This is a genomic window from Caulobacter sp. 73W (genome assembly GCF_041021955.1).
GTDB lineage: Bacteria > Pseudomonadota > Alphaproteobacteria > Caulobacterales > Caulobacteraceae > Caulobacter.
In genome coordinates this window covers 2,888,877-2,903,690 of the sequence record NZ_CP158375.1, presented here as the reverse complement: position 1 = coordinate 2,903,690, position 14,814 = coordinate 2,888,877, and the positions used below count along the sequence as shown (strand labels likewise).

Below are 14,814 nucleotides of genomic sequence, written 5' to 3'. Positions count from 1 at the left end.
CATGGCCCTGGCGGCGGTCACCGGCGCCACCGGCTTCCTGGGCCGGCGACTGGTGCTCGCCCTGGCGCAGGCGGGGTTCGAAGTCCGCTGCCTGATGCGCCGCGATCCGGTGCATCCCCTGTGGCGGGATATCGAGCCGCAGATCGTCATCGGCTCCCTGTCGGATGAAGCCGCCCTCGACCGTCTGTGCTCGGGGGCGGACGTGGTGGTGCACTGCGCCGGCCTGATCAAGGCTCGCACCCGCGCCGAGTTCGACGCCGTGAACCTGGACGGCGCCGTGGCCATGGCGAACGCCGCCACCCGGATGGCGCCCTGCGCGCCGTTCCTGCTGATCTCCAGCCTCGTGGCGCGCGAGCCGAGGTTGTCGCACTACGCCGCCAGCAAGCGCGCGGGCGAGGAGGCGGTCGCCGCCCTGCTCGGCGATCGGCTGACCATCGTTCGGCCGCCGGCCATCTATGGGCCGGGCGATGTGGAGACCTTCGCCCTGTTCAAGGCCGCCGCCACGGCGCCGTTCTTACCGGTGTTTGATTCGGTCGCCCGCATCGCCCTGGTGCATGTGGAGGACGCCGCGGCCCAGATCACGGCCCTGGCCAAGCTTCCGGAACCGGGCGCGACCATCGCCCTGTGTGATCGCAATCTGGCTGGTTACGGGTGGCGCGATCTGATGCAGGCGGCGGCGGAATTGGTCGGCCGCAAACCGGTTCTGGTCAAGCTTCCCTCCGGCGTTGTGAAGCTTGTCGGCATGCTCGGAAGCCTTGCGGCCAAAGGAAGCAGCGCCGCCATGCTGACCTCCGAGAAGGCTCGGGAGATCCTTCATCCCGACTGGTCGGTGTCGCCCAAAGAGCACAACGACCGACTTCCTGCGCCCCAATACGGCCTGAAAGACGGCTTTATTCAAACAGTGCGCTGGTATCGCAACAACGGCTGGTTGCCCCCTCTTTAAATTTGCCGTTCAACCGCCCACGTTTTTGTTACAATGGTGTCACGGCAGCGGGGGCTGTTGCATGCACCTTTCATCACCGGGCTGGCGTCACCGTTGGAAACAGTAACCGATCTTACCCTTCGCGAAATTGGCCGCGCGGCGGAAACCGTGCTCGGCCGCAGCGTGGAAGTGTCCGAGGACACCGACATCATGCGCGACCTCGAAGTGGACTCCCTCGCTCTGATGAACATCGTCATGGAGCTCGAGGACAGCTTCGACCTGTCCATTCCCCTGGACCGCCTCGCTGATGTCCAGACCGCCGGCCAGCTCGCCGGCCTCATCAAAGACCTCAAGAAAAGAAACTGAGACATGGGCCTTTTTGATAAGCACCTGGCCTATGCCCAGGCCTACGAGGCTATCCGCAACGCCGGGGCCGACCCGTTCAACGTCAAGTTCGAACAGGTCCTGTCCCCGACCGAGGGGATCATCGACGGCCGTCGCACCATTCTTCTGGGGTCGCACAACTATCTGGGCCTGACCTTCGACCCGTCCGTGGTCGAGGCCGCCGGCAAGGCTCTGACCGAGAGCGGCGCGGGCACCACCGGCTCGCGCATCGCCAACGGCAACTTCGACGGCCATCGCCGCCTGGAAGCCGAGCTGGCCCGGTTCTACGGCCGCAAGCACGCCATGGTGTTCACCACCGGCTACCAGGCGAACCTGGGCATGCTGTCGACCCTGGTGGGCCGCGGCGACCACCTGATCCTGGACGCCGACAGCCACGCCTCGATCTACGACGCCTCGCGTCTGGGCATGGCCGAGGTCATCCGCTTCCGCCACAACGACCCCGAAGACCTCTACAAGCGCCTGAAGCGCCTGAAGGACGTCCCGGGCGAGCGCCTGATCGTCGTCGAGGGCATCTACTCCATGCTGGGCGATGTCGCTCCGCTGAAGGAGATGGTCGCGGTGAAGCGCGAGATGGGCGCCTACCTGCTCGTCGACGAAGCCCACTCCATGGGCGTTCTCGGTGAAAAGGGCCGCGGCCTGGCCGAACAGATCGGCGTCGAGGAAGACGTCGACTTCGTGGTCGGCACCTTCTCCAAGAGCCTGGCCGGCATCGGCGGCTTCTGCGTCTCGAACCTGGATGGGTTCGAGGTGCTGCGCGTCACCTGCCGCCCGTACATGTTCACCGCCTCCCTGCCGCCGGCCACGGTCGCCTCGACCACCGCCGCCCTGCACCGCATGGAGTTGGACCCGGCCCTGCGCCAGCGCGTCATGAACAACGCCCAGCGTCTGTTCGACGGCCTGAACGCCATGGGCTTCGTCACCGGCCCGACCTGCAACCCGATCGTCGCCATCGCCCTGCCCGACCAGCCGGTCGCCATCGGCGTCTGGAACGCCCTGATGCAGGCCGGCGTCTACATGAACCTGGCCCTGCCGCCGGCCACGCCGGACGCCCGCCCGCTGCTGCGCGCCAGCGTCAGCGCCGCGCACAGCGACGAGCAGATCGACGCCGTGCTGGGCATGTTCAAGCAGGTCGGCGAGACCTTCGGCCTGATCGAAAGCGACGTGAAGCGCGCGGCCACCGCCTAGAGCGCCTTCAAGCTGATCTGAAGTTCGCGAACGCGCCCGTCCCTCAGGACCGGGCGCGTTTTGCTTTCCAGAGCCTGAGGATCGCGCCGGGCGCCGCCAGCACCGGGTGACGCTCGCGCCAGGGCGTCAGGGGCACCGGCAGGCCGGTGTGCCGCTCGATCTTCCAGGCGGCGTAGCGAGCGGCCCCCTCGAAGGTGAAGGCGGCCTTGATCAGGCGCGCGACGTTCAGCGGCTTGCCCATGGTGCGGCGCAGCGCCCAGGCCCGCTGGATGCGGCGGCGCTGGTCGGCGCAAAGGCGGGGCGACAGTTCGCCGCCAGCCTCGTCGAACGTCAGGGCGTCTGCGGTCCAGGCGGCGGTCAGGCGCTGGGCGTAGCGGGCCGGATCGACATCCAGGATCGAACGCTCGCGCCCCGGCGCCTCGACCCGCAGCTCGGCGGCGTAGGTCTGGCGGAACAGGGCCGCCCAGTAGTCGTCGGCGGAGCCTTTTTCTGGGCCCAGGGCGGCGGCGAAGCGGGCGGCGGTGACGGCGGCGGCGGCCACCGCGCCCTCGACCTGCGGCCCGGCCACGGCGTCCGCGGTCCAGATGATCCGCGTGGGCTGGACGAAGCGGGCCCAGATGGTGGTATCGAGGGTGCGCCCCTCCGCGGCGGCCCGGAACTGCTCCAGGCTCATGCTCGCGACCTTGGCGCGCAGGACGCGGCCCTCGATCTCCAGCTCGTGATAACTGACGTCCGGCCACAGCCAGCGGCTGGCCAGGCCGAACGGCCCACGCCGGCCCCGCTGGTCGCTGAGCAGGTAGTAGTCCAGCACCCCGTCCAGGTCGCCGGTGCGCAGGATGGACCCGTAGAACAGCACCGCCCGCACGCCGTCGCGCTTGGCCAGATGTTCGGCGAAGGCGCGGATCTGCGTCAGGACGGGCTGCCGCAGCTCCTCGCCGACAAGCTCGGAAAGCGTGCTCATGGCGCCAGGAAGGTCACCGGCGCGCCCAGCCGGATTTGCACCGCGCCGCCGGGATAGATCTCGCCGTCGACCACGAAGGGCTCGGGAATCCACAGGTTCAGGACGTCCGCGTCGCCGCGGCGATAGCCGGCCTGAGCCAACTCTTGCGTCCCGGTCCCCTTCAGCAGCTTGGGGATCGCCGCGTGCAGGCGGTGCGGCGGCGCATCGACGTCGAGGTACTTCAGCCCATAGCGCGGCTCGCCGAAGGGCTTGAGGCCGAACGGCATACGCTTCAGCGCGGTCGCCAGGAACACGAAGCGCGAGCCCACATAGCCAGGGTCGCGGTCGGCGGCGACGCGCATCGGCACCCCGCCCCGCCAGGCATGACCTTCATCCCCGATCAGGGTGCGGAACACCGCGCCGAGCAGGGTCACCGCCACGGCCACGTTGTGGAACGCGCCCCAGGCGTGAACCGTCTGAGCCATGTTGGTGGCGCGCACGAAGGCCGCCGCGCCCATGATGAAGCCTTGCAGCGGCGGATGCCCGCCCTCCGGCCAGGTGATCAGCATCGGCGAGCGCTGCTTGGTCACCGGCGCCTTCACCTCGGCCTTCTTGAGGGCGTCCTGCAGCGACCAGTCGCGCGGGGCCTCCAGGTCCAGGGCCAGCATGTTGGTCTTGCCGGACGGCAGCACCGCCACCAGGGGCTGACGCTTGCCGAACGCCTGCGGCATGGCGGTCAGCACTTCACGCACCGTGCCGTCGCCGCCGTCGATGACCAGCAGGGTCACCCCCGCCTTGGCGAAACGGCGCAGGGTCTCGGCCAGATCCTCGGGCGTCGAGGGTTCGGCGAACAGGCAGGCGCCGTCGCCGGCGCCTAGCGGGCCGACGCCCCGGTTGCCGTGGCTCTTGGGATTGCGGATGACGCCGGGGATCATCTCAGGCGGCCAGCCAGGAGGTGATGGAGCCCTTGGGGGCGCGCTCGGCCTGGACGATCTGGGCGGCGTGGACGATGAAGCAGATCACCGTCCACAGGGCCACGGCGGCCAGGCCCAGGTCCGGGCGGCCGACCAGCACCGACAGGGTCAGCAGGATGAGGTTGGGGTTCCGGCGGGCGGTGATCAGCCGGAAAAAACTGTCGAAGCGGCGCCAGGCGTGCATCTCCAGCTTGAAGCGGCCAAGGAAGATGCCCTCCTCGATGCGCTGGGCCACATAGCCGCCGGCGACGATCGTCAGGAACAGGCCTTCCCACGGCAGGGGGTGCGGGCCGGCCTGCACGCCGACCAGCCACGCCCACCACCAGAAGGGCGGATGGATCAGGTCGATGCCGTGATCGAAAACATTGCCGATCTTGGACGAGGTCAGCGTCACCCGCGCCAGCTTGCCGTCCACGGTGTCGAGGAAGGTCATGATCCAGGCGCAGATCAGGCCCAGGACGAAGTGCCCCGTCCAGAACAGGCCGAACGCCGCCAGCACCAGGATGAAGCCGATCATCGTCACCTGGTTGGGCGTCATGCCCGCCAGGGCGCACCAGCGGGTGACGACCCGCGCCGGGGCGGGCCAGACATACTTGGTCACCAGATCGGTGACGCCCTTGTAGGAGCCCTGGAACAGACGCTTCTCCACCGCGCGGACGCGGTCGGCGGTCAGGCGCTCCAGCACCGGGGCCTCACGCTTGCGCAGGGCGCTGTTGTAGGCCGAGCCGAGCTCGACGGCGGTCAGGCGCTTCAGGGGCATGCTGGACGGGTCGGCGGCGGCGGCCGGCGCATCGGCGGCGGTGACGCAGACAGCGGTCACGGCGCCGGTCTCATCGATCAGGGCGACGCCGGGCTGGCCGGACAGGGCCTTGATCAGGGATTCATCGAACACCCAGCCGGCGTTGGCCAGCACCACGACACGGTCGCGATCGGCGGGCACGGCGGTCACGGGCTCCACGCCGACGCGGCGGAAGATGCGCTGCAGGCGCTCGGTCGAGGTCATGCCCCAGATCCGAACTCCCGCCTCGCCCACGACCAGCCCGACAGGCTGGCGGCCCTCTTCGGCGCCCGATACGCTCGTCACTTGCAAACCACCCCTTGCAAACTGGCCGCCTTGATACGCAGGTTCGGCTTAACTGACCAGAAACCCACCGGCCCGCCGTGTACCGTCTCGCGCATTTTTCTGACCCTCACCTGCCGTCGCCCCCCGGGGCGATGACGCCGGCCTATGCGCTGACCAAGCGGCTGTTCAGTTGGTCGTCCTGGCGGCGCAAGCGCAGCAAGCATCACAAGCGCGAAATCCTGGACGCGATCACCACCGACATCGCCGCCTACGGCCCCGATCATCTGGTGATCACCGGCGACCTGATCAACTTCGCCGCCGACAAGGAATTCGCCGCCGCCCGCGCCTGGCTGCAGAGCCTGGGCGACGCGCGCGACGTAACCGTGACACCTGGCAATCACGACGCCCTCGCCGGGTGCGGCACGTTCGATCCCTGGGCCGAGTGGCTTGAGGACGAGCTGACCGAAACCTTCCCCAAGGTCCGCGTTCGCGGCGAAGTCGCCGTGATCTGCGTCAATACCGGCCTGCCCACCGCGCCGTTCCTGGCGACGGGGACCTGCGGCGAGGATCAGTTGGCGCGCCTGGGTCCGATCCTGGACGACCTGAAAGGGCGTGGCCTGTTCCGCGTCATCGCCATCCACCACCCGCCCACGCCCGGCGGCTCGCCGCGCAAGGCGCTGACCGACCAGAAGGCGCTACGCGAGGTTTTGGGGGTGCATGGAGCCGAGCTGATCCTGCACGGCCATACCCATGTGCCGCTGCTGGGCGCGGTGAAGGGGCCGGACGGTCCGATCCCGGCCGTCTGCGCGCCATCCGCCTCCCAGCGGCCGGTCGGCAAGACCAACGCCGCCCGCTGGCATGGCATCGAGATCGAGAAGGCCGCGGACGGCTGGAGCGTCCGGGTGGAGATCAGGGGCTTCGCGCCGGACGGCGTCGCCGTCGAAGGCCTGGGCCAGTACCGCCTGGACGTCTGACTATTTCAGGTATCGCAAGGTCGAGCGGATGGTCACGTCGTCCTTGACCACGAAGCGCACAGACTCGAACGACGGCAGGCCCACCTTGGTCGGCGCGTCGTTGGAGAAACCGAAGCCCTCTGTCGGCATGCCGATGACGCTGCGGTTGAAATCCCGGTCGCCGTTCTGATCGTGATAGATCGCTACGGCGTAGGCGCCGGGCGGAACGTTGAAGCAGACGGTGGTCATCGGCGCCGTGGTGATCGCGCGGACGCGGTACAGCTTGCCCTTGGGCGCCAGAAATCGCTTCGGATTATCGGGATAGATCGTGACCGCCATCTCGCCCATGGCGGCGCGGACCCCCAGCACCTGTACGGTCAGCTTGGCCGATCCGACGCCCTCGCACTTCTGGGCGAACGCCGGCGAACCCATCGCCATGGCTGCGGCCGCCCCGGCCGCGCCCACCAGCAAGGTTCGCGCTTTCATGAAAATCGGCGACTCCCTATGATGCCGCAGCGGCGGCGAAGGCCGCCCAGAAGGCAGGTCCGTGAGCAATCCCACAGCGTTGAATTTCGGCTTTCCTCGCACCAAGGTCGCCGAGACGGACCTTTGGGTTGTTCTTGTGCGACCAAAGCAACCCACATTTGGGTCTTTGGTCCTGATATGCAAGGAGCCAGCCCGATCACTCGCTGAACTCAGCGTCGAGGCCTACGCCGATCTGCAACAGGCTGTCCAGCAGATCGAGGCGATGCTGCGGGCCGTGGTGGATCACCAGAAGATCAACTATCTGGCCTTGATGATGGTCGATCCCGACGTTCATTTCCACGTCATCCCGCGATATGAGGGCGTGCGCGAGCACGAGGGCCGCGTATTCCGGGACGCCGGCTGGCCGGCCGTTCCCAATCTGGCCGAAACGGTGGAGCTGGACATGGACGCCGCATCGCGACTGGCCGACCACCTGCGCAAGCAATGGCGGGGCGCGAGTGCCTAAGATCAAGCTTCCCACCTTCGGCCTCAACCTGCTCGACCGCTATCTGATGCGGCTGGTGGCGTGGCCGCTCGTCGCCTGCCTGGGCGTGACCGTCGTCACCCTGCTGCTGGAGCGGACCCTGCGCCTGCTCGACCTGCTGTCGCAGAGCAACGACCGCTTCGGCTTCGTCGTCGCCCTGGGCGGCAACCTGGTGCCGCACTACATCGGCCTGGCCCTGCCCATCGCCTTCTTCGTCGCCCTGTTCGTGGTGGTGACCCGCCTGAACGCCGACTCCGAGGTCGACAGCCTGCTGGCCAGCGGCGTGTCCCTGACCCGCCTGGCCACGCCGTTCGTGATCCTGGGCGTGGGCCTGACCCTCTTCAGCCTGATCGTGTTCGGCTACATCCAGCCCTACAGCCGCTACGCCTATCGCGCGGTGATGCACTCGGCGCTGAACGCCGGTTGGAACGGACGCCTGCCCGCCGGCGCGTTCATCGACCAGGACGGCGTGCTTATCACCGCCGACGTGGCCGACCCCGCCGGCCAGAAGCTGGAGCGCGTCTTCATCCGCCGCCGCGACGACGCCGGCAAGGAAGAGGTCGTCACCGCCCGTGTCGGCCGCCTTCAGCCGGAGTTCGGCGGCAAGGAAGTGGTCGTCACCCTGACCGACGGCCGCCGGATCGGCCAGGACGCGCGCGGCGCCTACCAGATCCTCAGCTTCAACGACTGGACCCTGCGCGCGCCCCTGGCCGGCGCGGCGCGCCTGCTGCGGGCCCGTGGCGGCGACGAGCGCGAGCTGACCCTGGACGAGCTGTGGCGTCAGGCCGCCTCGGACAAGTCGATCGTGCCGGAACAGACCCTGCTGGCCGAGCTCTACAGCCGTCTGGCGCGGGCGTTCTTCCTGCCGTTCCTGCCGCTGATGGCCTTCCCGCTCGGCCTGGCCGCCAAGCGCGCGCGACGCGCGCCGGGCCTGATCGTGGCGGGCCTGATCCTGTTCGCCTTCCAGCACAGCCTGCAGACCGGCGCCGGCCTGGCCGAAAGCGGCCGCACCACGGCCCTGATCGGCACGGGCACGCCGTTCCTGATCTTCTGCGGCTTCTGCGTCTGGATGTTCCTGGGCAGCCGAAACCGTCCTGGCGAGACGCCGATCAGCAAGATCGCCGAGCACATCGCCGTGTTCATCACGACCTGCGAAAAGGCCGTCCAGAGCAAGAAGAAGCCGGCATGAAGCACCTCGCCCTCTATGTCGCCCAGCTGACCGCGACGCGGGTCCTGGCGGCCCTGCTGGTGCTGCTGTCGGTGCTCCAGCTGCTCGACCTGCTGGACGTCACCAACGACATCCTCGACCGCGGCCTTGGAGCGGCCGGCCTGGCCTATTATTCCCTCCTGCGCCTGCCGCGGATGATCGACCAGGCCATGCCGCTGGCCGTGCTGGCCGGCTGCCTGTTCGCCTTCGCCCAGCTGGGCCGCGAGAGCGCGGCGGTGGCCATGCGGGCGGCGGGCATCTCGGTCTATCGCATCGCCGGCATGGCGATCCCGGTCGCCCTCGGCGCCTTCATTCTGCAACTGGCGGCCACCGAGCTGATCGGCCCGCGCACCGACGCCGCCCTGCGCGCCTGGTGGCGCGACACCGCCCCCGCCGCCGACCGCAAGGGACCGGAGACCCGCTCCTTCCGCATCGGCCCGGATCTGGTCACCGCCACCATGGGCGACGACCAGGGCCGCCGCCTGGAGAAGGTGATCATCTATCGCCGCGACCCGTCCGGCGCGGTGACCGAACGCGTCCAGGCCCCCGCCGCCATCTATGAGAACGGCGGCTGGGCGTTGATCTCGCCTTCCTTCGAGCGCTTCGCCAGCGACGCCGTCCAGCCGGGTTCGGCCGCGCGCATGGCGTGGAACAACCCGCTGCATCCCGGCGACGTGCAGGTGCTGTTCGCCACGGACAACAACGGCTCCGCCTCCTCCGCTCGGCGCGCGCTGATGGGCGGCGGTTCGGAGCGGCCGGAGAGCTACTACGCCGTCCGCTGGAACCGCGCCTTCGCCGCCCCCGCCGGGGCGTTCGTCATGCTGATCCTGGCCGCGCCGCTGGTCGCCGCCAACTTCCGCAGCGGCCAGGGGGCGAAGATCATGACCGTCAGCCTGATGGGCGGCATGGCCTTCATGGTGCTAGACGGCCTGATCACCGCCCTGGGCGAAAGCGGGGCTATCTGGCCGTGGCTCGGGGCATGGACCGCGCCGCTGGCCTTCTCCGCGCTCGGCGCGTCCGTACTGCTTACCCTGGAGGGATGATGGCCTTCGACAGCCACACGGCGGCGGACGTCACCGTCACGCCGGTGCGCACCCGCGCCGATCTCGACCGCTTCATCCGCGTGCCGATGCGCCTGAACAAGGCCGATCCCAACTGGATCGCCCCGCTGATCAGCGAACGGCAGGAAGCCCTGTCGGCCAAGTCCAACCCGTTCTTCGCGCACGCCCAGGTCGAGATGTGGCTGGCCGTGCGGGGCGGCCGCGACGTGGGCCGCATCAGCGCCCAGATCGACGAACTGGCCCCCGCCGACCCGACCCGCAAGATCGGCCACTTCGGCATGATCGCCGGCGAGGACGACCCCGCCGTCTTCGCCGCCCTGTTCGCCGCCGCCGAGGCCTGGCTGAAGGCGCGCGGCCGCGACACCGCCATGGGGCCCTTCAACCTCTCGGTGAACGAGGAGGTCGGCCTGCTGGTCGACGGCTTCGACACCCCGCCCATGCTGCTGATGGGCCATGACGCCGCCTATGCCGGCGCGCGGGTCGAACAGCAGGGCTACGCCAAGGCCAAGGACGTCTACGCCTATCTCGCGGACCTGACCCAGGACCTGCCCGACGCCGTGCTGAAACGGGTGCGGCGCGGCGCCGCCGAAGGCGTGGTCCTGCGCAAGCTGGACATGAAGCGGTTCGAGGAGGAGGTGCACACCCTCACCGACATCGCCAACGACGCCTGGTCGGACAACTGGGGCTACACCCCGTCCACCGCCGCCGAGACCAAGCACATGGCCAAGGGGCTGAAGGCGGTCATCGACCCCGACCTGGTCTGGTTCGCCGAGATCGATGGCGAGAGCGCCGGCTTCATCGTCCTGCTGCCCAACGTCAACGAGGCGATCGCCGACCTGGACGGCAAGCTGCTGCCGTTCGGCTGGGCCAAGCTGCTGTGGCGGCTGAAGGTGGCCCGGGTGAAATCCCTGCGCGTGCCGCTGATGGGGGTGCGCCGCAAGTTCGCCGGCAGCCGACGCGGGATGGTCCTGCCGTTCCATCTGATCGACCTGGCCGCCACCGAGGCCCGCAAGAAGGGCTATCACAAGGTCGAGCTGTCCTGGATTCTCGACGACAACCTGCCCATGCGCAACATCTGCGAGCGGGTCGGGGCCGTCGCCTACAAGACCTATCGCCTCTACGAGAAGACCCTGAAGTGACCGGCTTCACCGCCCTGATCCTCGCCGGCGACCGGGGAGAACCCGACGCGGTCTCCGCCTATGCCGGCGTGGCCCACAAAGGGCTGATCACCCTGGACGGCGAGATCCTGCTGGCGCGGGTGCTGAAGGCGCTCGCCGCCGCCGGGGCGACCCGCATCGGCGTCTGCGCCAACAACGCCGAGCTCCTGGCCGCCCTGCCCGCCGCCACGCCCGCCGGCGTCGCGGTGGAGGTCATCGCGCCGGAGGCCGGCCCCAGCCTCAGCGTCCTGCGCTCGGCCCAGGCCCTGGGCGCGCCCCTGCTGGTCACCACCGTGGATCACGCCCTGCTGAAGCCGGAATGGGTGACGCAGTTCATGACCGACGCTCCAGCCGGCTGCGACATCGCCGCCTTCCTGGCGCCCGAGGCCGCCGTGCGCCGCGACGCGCCGGAGACCAAGCGCACCTGGCTGACCTTCCGCGACGGCCGCTACAGCGGCTGCAACCTGTTCCTGCTGAGGACGCCTGACTCCCTTAAGGCTATCGAGCTTTGGCGGACGGTGGAGGCCCACCGCAAGAAGCCCTGGCGCATCGCCATGATCCTGGGCCTGGGCACCCTGGCGCGCTTCGCCCTGGGCCGACTGACCCTGGACCAGGCCATCGCCGACATCGGCAGGCGCGCGGGCGTGAAGGCGGCGGCGGTCCGTTCGAACTACGGCCTGGCGGCGGTGGACGTGGACAAGCCCGCGGACCTGGATCTGGTCCGGGGGATTGTTGGGGAAGATTGAAGCTTCGTGCGTCCTTCGAGACGGCCTTCGGCCTCCTCAGGATGACGGATTCAGAGAACACCCAACTTCGTCATGCTGAGGAGCGCGATAGCGCGTCTCGAAGCACGCAGGGACCTTAGGCCGCCACGCTTTCCTTCGACATCCAGCGGGCCGTCAGCTCACGGTTGGGCTGCAGGTCGTGCGGGAAGTCCATCTCGGCCCATTCCAGGCCCTCGATGCTCTGGATGGCGACGCCGCCCTGCTCCTGGGCGATCTGGTTGATCACCGACAGATACCAGCGCTTCAGGCCCTCGGCCGGATCGCGCAGGATCTGGTCGATGACGGTGATGAAGCGGCGCGCGCCCTCGGGCGAGAAGCGCAGGAAGCCGATGGACTCGGCGTCGTACTCGGTTATCGTCTTGCCGATGGCCAACAGCTGGTCGCCGCCGTCGGTCAGGACCTTCATGTCGTCGGCGTCGTAGCGCGCCTTGCGGTCCACGGTGACGGTGATGTCGGCAGCCGTGGCGTCCAGCAGGCGACGGCCAATTTCCGGCTCCCATAGGGTGTCGCCGTTCAGGATCAGCGCCCCGCCGGCCAGCTCTTCGCGCACCAGCCAGCAGGTCGCGAGGTTGTCGGACACCGTATAGAACGGGTTGTACAGGCAGCGGACCGTCATGCCCGGCAGCGGCGTGCGCGCCACCTCGGCCTCGACGGCGTGAGAGTTGAAGCCGGTGACCACCACCACCTCGGTCAGGCCGATGGCGTGAAGGTGCGCCAGCTGCCAAGACAGCACGGTGCGGCCGGACAGATCGATCAGGCACTTGGGCAGGTTGTCGGTCAACGGCGACAAACGCTTTCCCTGCCCTGCAGCCAGGACGATGGCCTTATGCACACGCGCCATGAATTTATCCGCTCCGAAAGCCCACCCCGACAGGAAGGCGAATAAGTTCGTACAGGTGGGACGCCGTGACTGTTTTGTCAAAGCGACATGTTAAACAGCGCCTTAACTGGCCCCGGTTTCTTGCAATATCGGGGGCGAAAACTGCGCTTGAGCCTGTTTTTGCCGCCCAGACCGGACAGCGCTGTCAGTTTGTGGCGAAAGCGATCGCCCTCGTCAAAACATTCGACAGCACGGCCCGAACCGCTCCGGCCCGGGTCTCGTCATAGGCGGTCGGCCAGTTTTCGGGCCTGAAAGCCTGCGGCTCGTCCATGTAGCTGCGGATCGCCAGCTCCATCTGGATCGCGTGGACGCCATCGGCGGGCCGCCCGTAGTGGCGGGTGGTCCAGCCGCCCTTGAAGCGGCCGTTGGTCACACGGCTGAAGCCCTCGACGTCGCAAGCCGCCTCCACCGCCGCGCGCAGGGCCGGATCGCAGGTGCGCCCGCCATTGTCGCCGATGTTGAAGTTGGGCAGGTCGCCGTCGAACAGGCGCGGCACCTTCGAGCGGATCGAGTGGGCGTCATAGACCACGATCTTGCCATGCAGGCCGCGCAGGCGCGCCGCCTCGGCCGCCAGGGCGTCGTGATAGGGCGTGAACCAAGTATCGCGCCGGCGGGCGATCTCGGCCGCGTCGGGCGCCTGGCCGGGCTTGTACAGCGGCTCGCCATCGAAGGTGGTGGTCGGGCACAGCTCCGTCGTCGCCTGCCCCGGATAGAGCGAGGCGCCGGACGGGTCGCGGTTCACGTCGATCACCGTGCGCGAGATGGCGGTGCGCACCATTGTCGCGCCCAAGCCCTCGGCGAGGTCGTAGAGGCGGTGGATCCACCAGTCGGCGTCCTGCCGCGCCAGCCAGGGCGAGACGAGGCCGCTCTCTATCTCGGCGGGAATGTCGGTTCCCGTGTGCGGGAAGCTGACGATCAGCGGCGCGTCCCCGCGCTTCACCTGCAGCCAGTCGGTCATGAACGCCTCTCCCGAACGACGACGGGCGCCCGTCGGCGCCCGCGATGATGGAACAGCAATGAATACCCGCCTTAGCGGATTTCCCCTCTGCGGTCACGCGACAGGCGGCGTCTCGTCTGGTCGTAGGGTGAGCACGCGGACGCCGTCGCGGGTGACCGCCACGGTGTGCTCGAACTGGGCTGAAAGCTTGCCGTCGGCGGTGACGACGGTCCAGCCGTCGTCCTCCTCGCGAACCGCCCGACGGCCCTGGTTCAACATGGGCTCGATGGTGAAGACCATGCCCTCGCGCAGGGTCAGGCCGGTTCCGGGGCGTCCGAAATGCAGGATCTGCGGCTCCTCGTGCATCTCGCGTCCGATGCCGTGGCCGCAGTATTCGCGCACCACCGAATAGCCGCCGCGCTTGGCGTGGCGCTCGATGGCGTGGCCGATGTCGCCCAGCCTCGCGCCTGGACGCACGGCGCGGATGCCCTTCCACATGGCCTCGTAGGTGGCGCGGACCAGCTTCTTCGCCGCCGGGGCCACGTCGCCGATCAGGAAGGTCTTGCTGGAGTTGGCGATGAAGCCGTTCTTCTCCAGGGTGATGTCGAAATTGACGATGTCGCCGTCGCTCAGCACCTCGTCGGTCGACGGCACGCCATGGCAGACGACCTCGTTGCGCGAGCTGTTCAGCACGAAGCCGTAGTCGTACTGCCCCTTGCTGGCCGGCCGCGCGCCGAGTTGCTCGACGATGAAGGTCTCGACCAGGTCGTTGACCTGCATGGTGGTCCGCCCGGCCAGGTCCAGCCCGTCCAGGTGCGTGAACACCGACGCCAGCAGGCGGCCGGACTCCGCCATCAGTTCGACCTCGGCCGGGGTCTTGGTCATGTAGACGAGGCCTCCAGGTCAGGCGCATCGACGCCCGCCGACTTCAGCTCACGCGCCACCAGCTCCTGGAAGGTCAGGCCCGGGTTCAGCTCGCAGAGCATGCCGATCCTGATCCAGAACGCCGCCTGGGCGTTGATCGACCGGTAGGACGCCTTGCTCCCCCGACGCAGCTGCTCGTGCAGCTCATCCTCGATATTGACGATACCCACCGGGGCGCTCCGAATATACGTTTCGTATATGTTTTATATATTCAGAATTTCGGCGCGGCAAGGGAGCCGTGCGGACGACGTCCGCGAAACGGCTGAAGCCGGGCTGTCGCCGCGGCTCGTCTAACGTTCTGCATTTTCAGGAGAAAATGGCGCGCCCGGAACGATTCGAACGTCCGACCCTCAGATTCGTAGTCTGATGCTCTATCCAGCTGAGCTACGGGCGCGCATCTCGTTGACCCAAG

The 14,814-nt window shown here is 68.4% G+C and carries 17 protein-coding genes and 1 tRNA gene; 9 read left to right on the top strand and 9 right to left on the bottom strand.

Annotation, left to right across the window (positions count from 1 at the left end):
- Nucleotide 1 precedes the first annotated feature (1 nt).
- The 3 genes from ABOZ73_RS13715 to ABOZ73_RS13705 all read left to right on the top strand — a co-directional run bounded on the left by ABOZ73_RS13715 (nucleotide 2) and on the right by ABOZ73_RS13705 (nucleotide 2,512).
- Entirely contained in the window at nucleotides 2-943 is a 942-nt protein-coding gene (locus ABOZ73_RS13715) for an NAD-dependent epimerase/dehydratase family protein (RefSeq protein ID WP_369058688.1), read from the top strand.
- Nucleotides 944-1,036: 93 nt separating this feature from the next.
- On the top strand, nucleotides 1,037-1,288 hold the full coding sequence (locus tag ABOZ73_RS13710; protein WP_369062550.1) for an acyl carrier protein: 252 nt from the start codon (nucleotides 1,037-1,039) through the stop codon (nucleotides 1,286-1,288).
- Nucleotides 1,289-1,291: 3 nt separating this feature from the next.
- On the top strand, nucleotides 1,292-2,512 hold the full coding sequence (locus ABOZ73_RS13705; RefSeq protein ID WP_369058686.1) for an aminotransferase class I/II-fold pyridoxal phosphate-dependent enzyme: 1,221 nt from the start codon (nucleotides 1,292-1,294) through the stop codon (nucleotides 2,510-2,512).
- 43 nt (nucleotides 2,513-2,555) lie between these two features.
- Here the strand turns inward: ABOZ73_RS13705 and ABOZ73_RS13700 are convergent, their stop codons facing one another.
- From ABOZ73_RS13700 to ABOZ73_RS13690, 3 genes are read right to left on the bottom strand one after another with little or no spacing between them, the layout of a single operon-like run.
- On the bottom strand, nucleotides 2,556-3,473 hold the full coding sequence (locus ABOZ73_RS13700; RefSeq protein ID WP_369058685.1) for a hypothetical protein: 918 nt from the start codon (nucleotides 3,471-3,473) through the stop codon (nucleotides 2,556-2,558).
- On the bottom strand, nucleotides 3,470-4,387 hold the full coding sequence (locus tag ABOZ73_RS13695; protein WP_369058684.1) for a diacylglycerol kinase family protein: 918 nt from the start codon (nucleotides 4,385-4,387) through the stop codon (nucleotides 3,470-3,472). Before ABOZ73_RS13695 ends, ABOZ73_RS13700 begins: the two co-directional genes overlap by 4 nt.
- A gap of 1 nt (nucleotide 4,388) precedes the next feature.
- Nucleotides 4,389-5,429 (bottom strand): CDP-alcohol phosphatidyltransferase family protein, encoded by a 1,041-nt coding sequence (locus ABOZ73_RS13690; RefSeq protein ID WP_369062549.1) that lies wholly within the window; start codon nucleotides 5,427-5,429, stop codon nucleotides 4,389-4,391.
- Nucleotides 5,430-5,641: 212 nt separating this feature from the next.
- Here ABOZ73_RS13690 and ABOZ73_RS13685 point away from each other — a divergent pair, with 212 nt between their 5' ends.
- Nucleotides 5,642-6,463, top strand: a complete 822-nt coding sequence (locus tag ABOZ73_RS13685) for a metallophosphoesterase (protein WP_369058683.1) — start codon at nucleotides 5,642-5,644, stop codon at nucleotides 6,461-6,463.
- Here ABOZ73_RS13685 and ABOZ73_RS13680 read toward each other — a convergent pair whose 3' ends face one another.
- Complete coding sequence (locus ABOZ73_RS13680) at nucleotides 6,464-6,928, bottom strand: DUF2141 domain-containing protein (RefSeq protein ID WP_369058682.1); 465 nt, start codon at nucleotides 6,926-6,928, stop codon at nucleotides 6,464-6,466.
- Between the two features lie 61 nt (nucleotides 6,929-6,989).
- Here ABOZ73_RS13680 and ABOZ73_RS13675 point away from each other — a divergent pair, with 61 nt between their 5' ends.
- From ABOZ73_RS13675 to ABOZ73_RS13655, 5 genes are read left to right on the top strand one after another with little or no spacing between them, the layout of a single operon-like run.
- Nucleotides 6,990-7,433: an HIT family protein gene (locus tag ABOZ73_RS13675; RefSeq protein ID WP_369058681.1), complete on the top strand. Its 444-nt coding sequence runs from the start codon at nucleotides 6,990-6,992 to the stop codon at nucleotides 7,431-7,433.
- A gap of 46 nt (nucleotides 7,434-7,479) precedes the next feature.
- Nucleotides 7,480-8,640 (top strand): LptF/LptG family permease, encoded by a 1,161-nt coding sequence (locus ABOZ73_RS13670; protein ID WP_369062548.1) that lies wholly within the window; start codon nucleotides 7,480-7,482, stop codon nucleotides 8,638-8,640.
- Complete coding sequence (locus ABOZ73_RS13665; protein ID WP_369058680.1) at nucleotides 8,637-9,701, top strand: LptF/LptG family permease; 1,065 nt, start codon at nucleotides 8,637-8,639, stop codon at nucleotides 9,699-9,701. The genes ABOZ73_RS13670 and ABOZ73_RS13665 overlap by 4 nt, the downstream gene beginning before the upstream one ends.
- The gene (locus ABOZ73_RS13660) at nucleotides 9,701-10,858 is read left to right on the top strand and encodes a dATP pyrophosphohydrolase (RefSeq protein WP_369058679.1); all 1,158 of its coding nucleotides are present in this window, start codon (nucleotides 9,701-9,703) and stop codon (nucleotides 10,856-10,858) included. The genes ABOZ73_RS13665 and ABOZ73_RS13660 overlap by 1 nt, the downstream gene beginning before the upstream one ends.
- Nucleotides 10,855-11,622 (top strand): NTP transferase domain-containing protein, encoded by a 768-nt coding sequence (locus ABOZ73_RS13655; protein ID WP_369058678.1) that lies wholly within the window; start codon nucleotides 10,855-10,857, stop codon nucleotides 11,620-11,622. Before ABOZ73_RS13660 ends, ABOZ73_RS13655 begins: the two co-directional genes overlap by 4 nt.
- Nucleotides 11,623-11,737: 115 nt before the next feature.
- On the opposite strand, the gene ABOZ73_RS13650 is transcribed toward ABOZ73_RS13655, so the two are convergent.
- The 5 genes from ABOZ73_RS13650 to ABOZ73_RS13630 form a co-directional block, all read right to left on the bottom strand.
- Nucleotides 11,738-12,502, bottom strand: coding sequence for an NTP transferase domain-containing protein (locus tag ABOZ73_RS13650; protein WP_369058677.1), 765 nt, complete (start codon nucleotides 12,500-12,502; stop codon nucleotides 11,738-11,740).
- Between the two features lie 184 nt (nucleotides 12,503-12,686).
- Entirely contained in the window at nucleotides 12,687-13,499 is an 813-nt protein-coding gene (gene hutG / locus ABOZ73_RS13645; protein WP_369058676.1) for an N-formylglutamate deformylase, read from the bottom strand.
- Between the two features lie 93 nt (nucleotides 13,500-13,592).
- On the bottom strand, nucleotides 13,593-14,363 hold the full coding sequence (gene map / locus ABOZ73_RS13640) for a type I methionyl aminopeptidase (protein ID WP_369058675.1): 771 nt from the start codon (nucleotides 14,361-14,363) through the stop codon (nucleotides 13,593-13,595).
- The gene (locus tag ABOZ73_RS13635) at nucleotides 14,360-14,572 is read right to left on the bottom strand and encodes a ParD-like family protein (protein WP_369058674.1); all 213 of its coding nucleotides are present in this window, start codon (nucleotides 14,570-14,572) and stop codon (nucleotides 14,360-14,362) included. The genes map and ABOZ73_RS13635 overlap by 4 nt, the downstream gene beginning before the upstream one ends.
- A 147-nt stretch (nucleotides 14,573-14,719) precedes the next feature.
- A tRNA-Arg gene (locus ABOZ73_RS13630) sits at nucleotides 14,720-14,796 on the bottom strand.
- Nucleotides 14,797-14,814 lie beyond the last annotated feature (18 nt).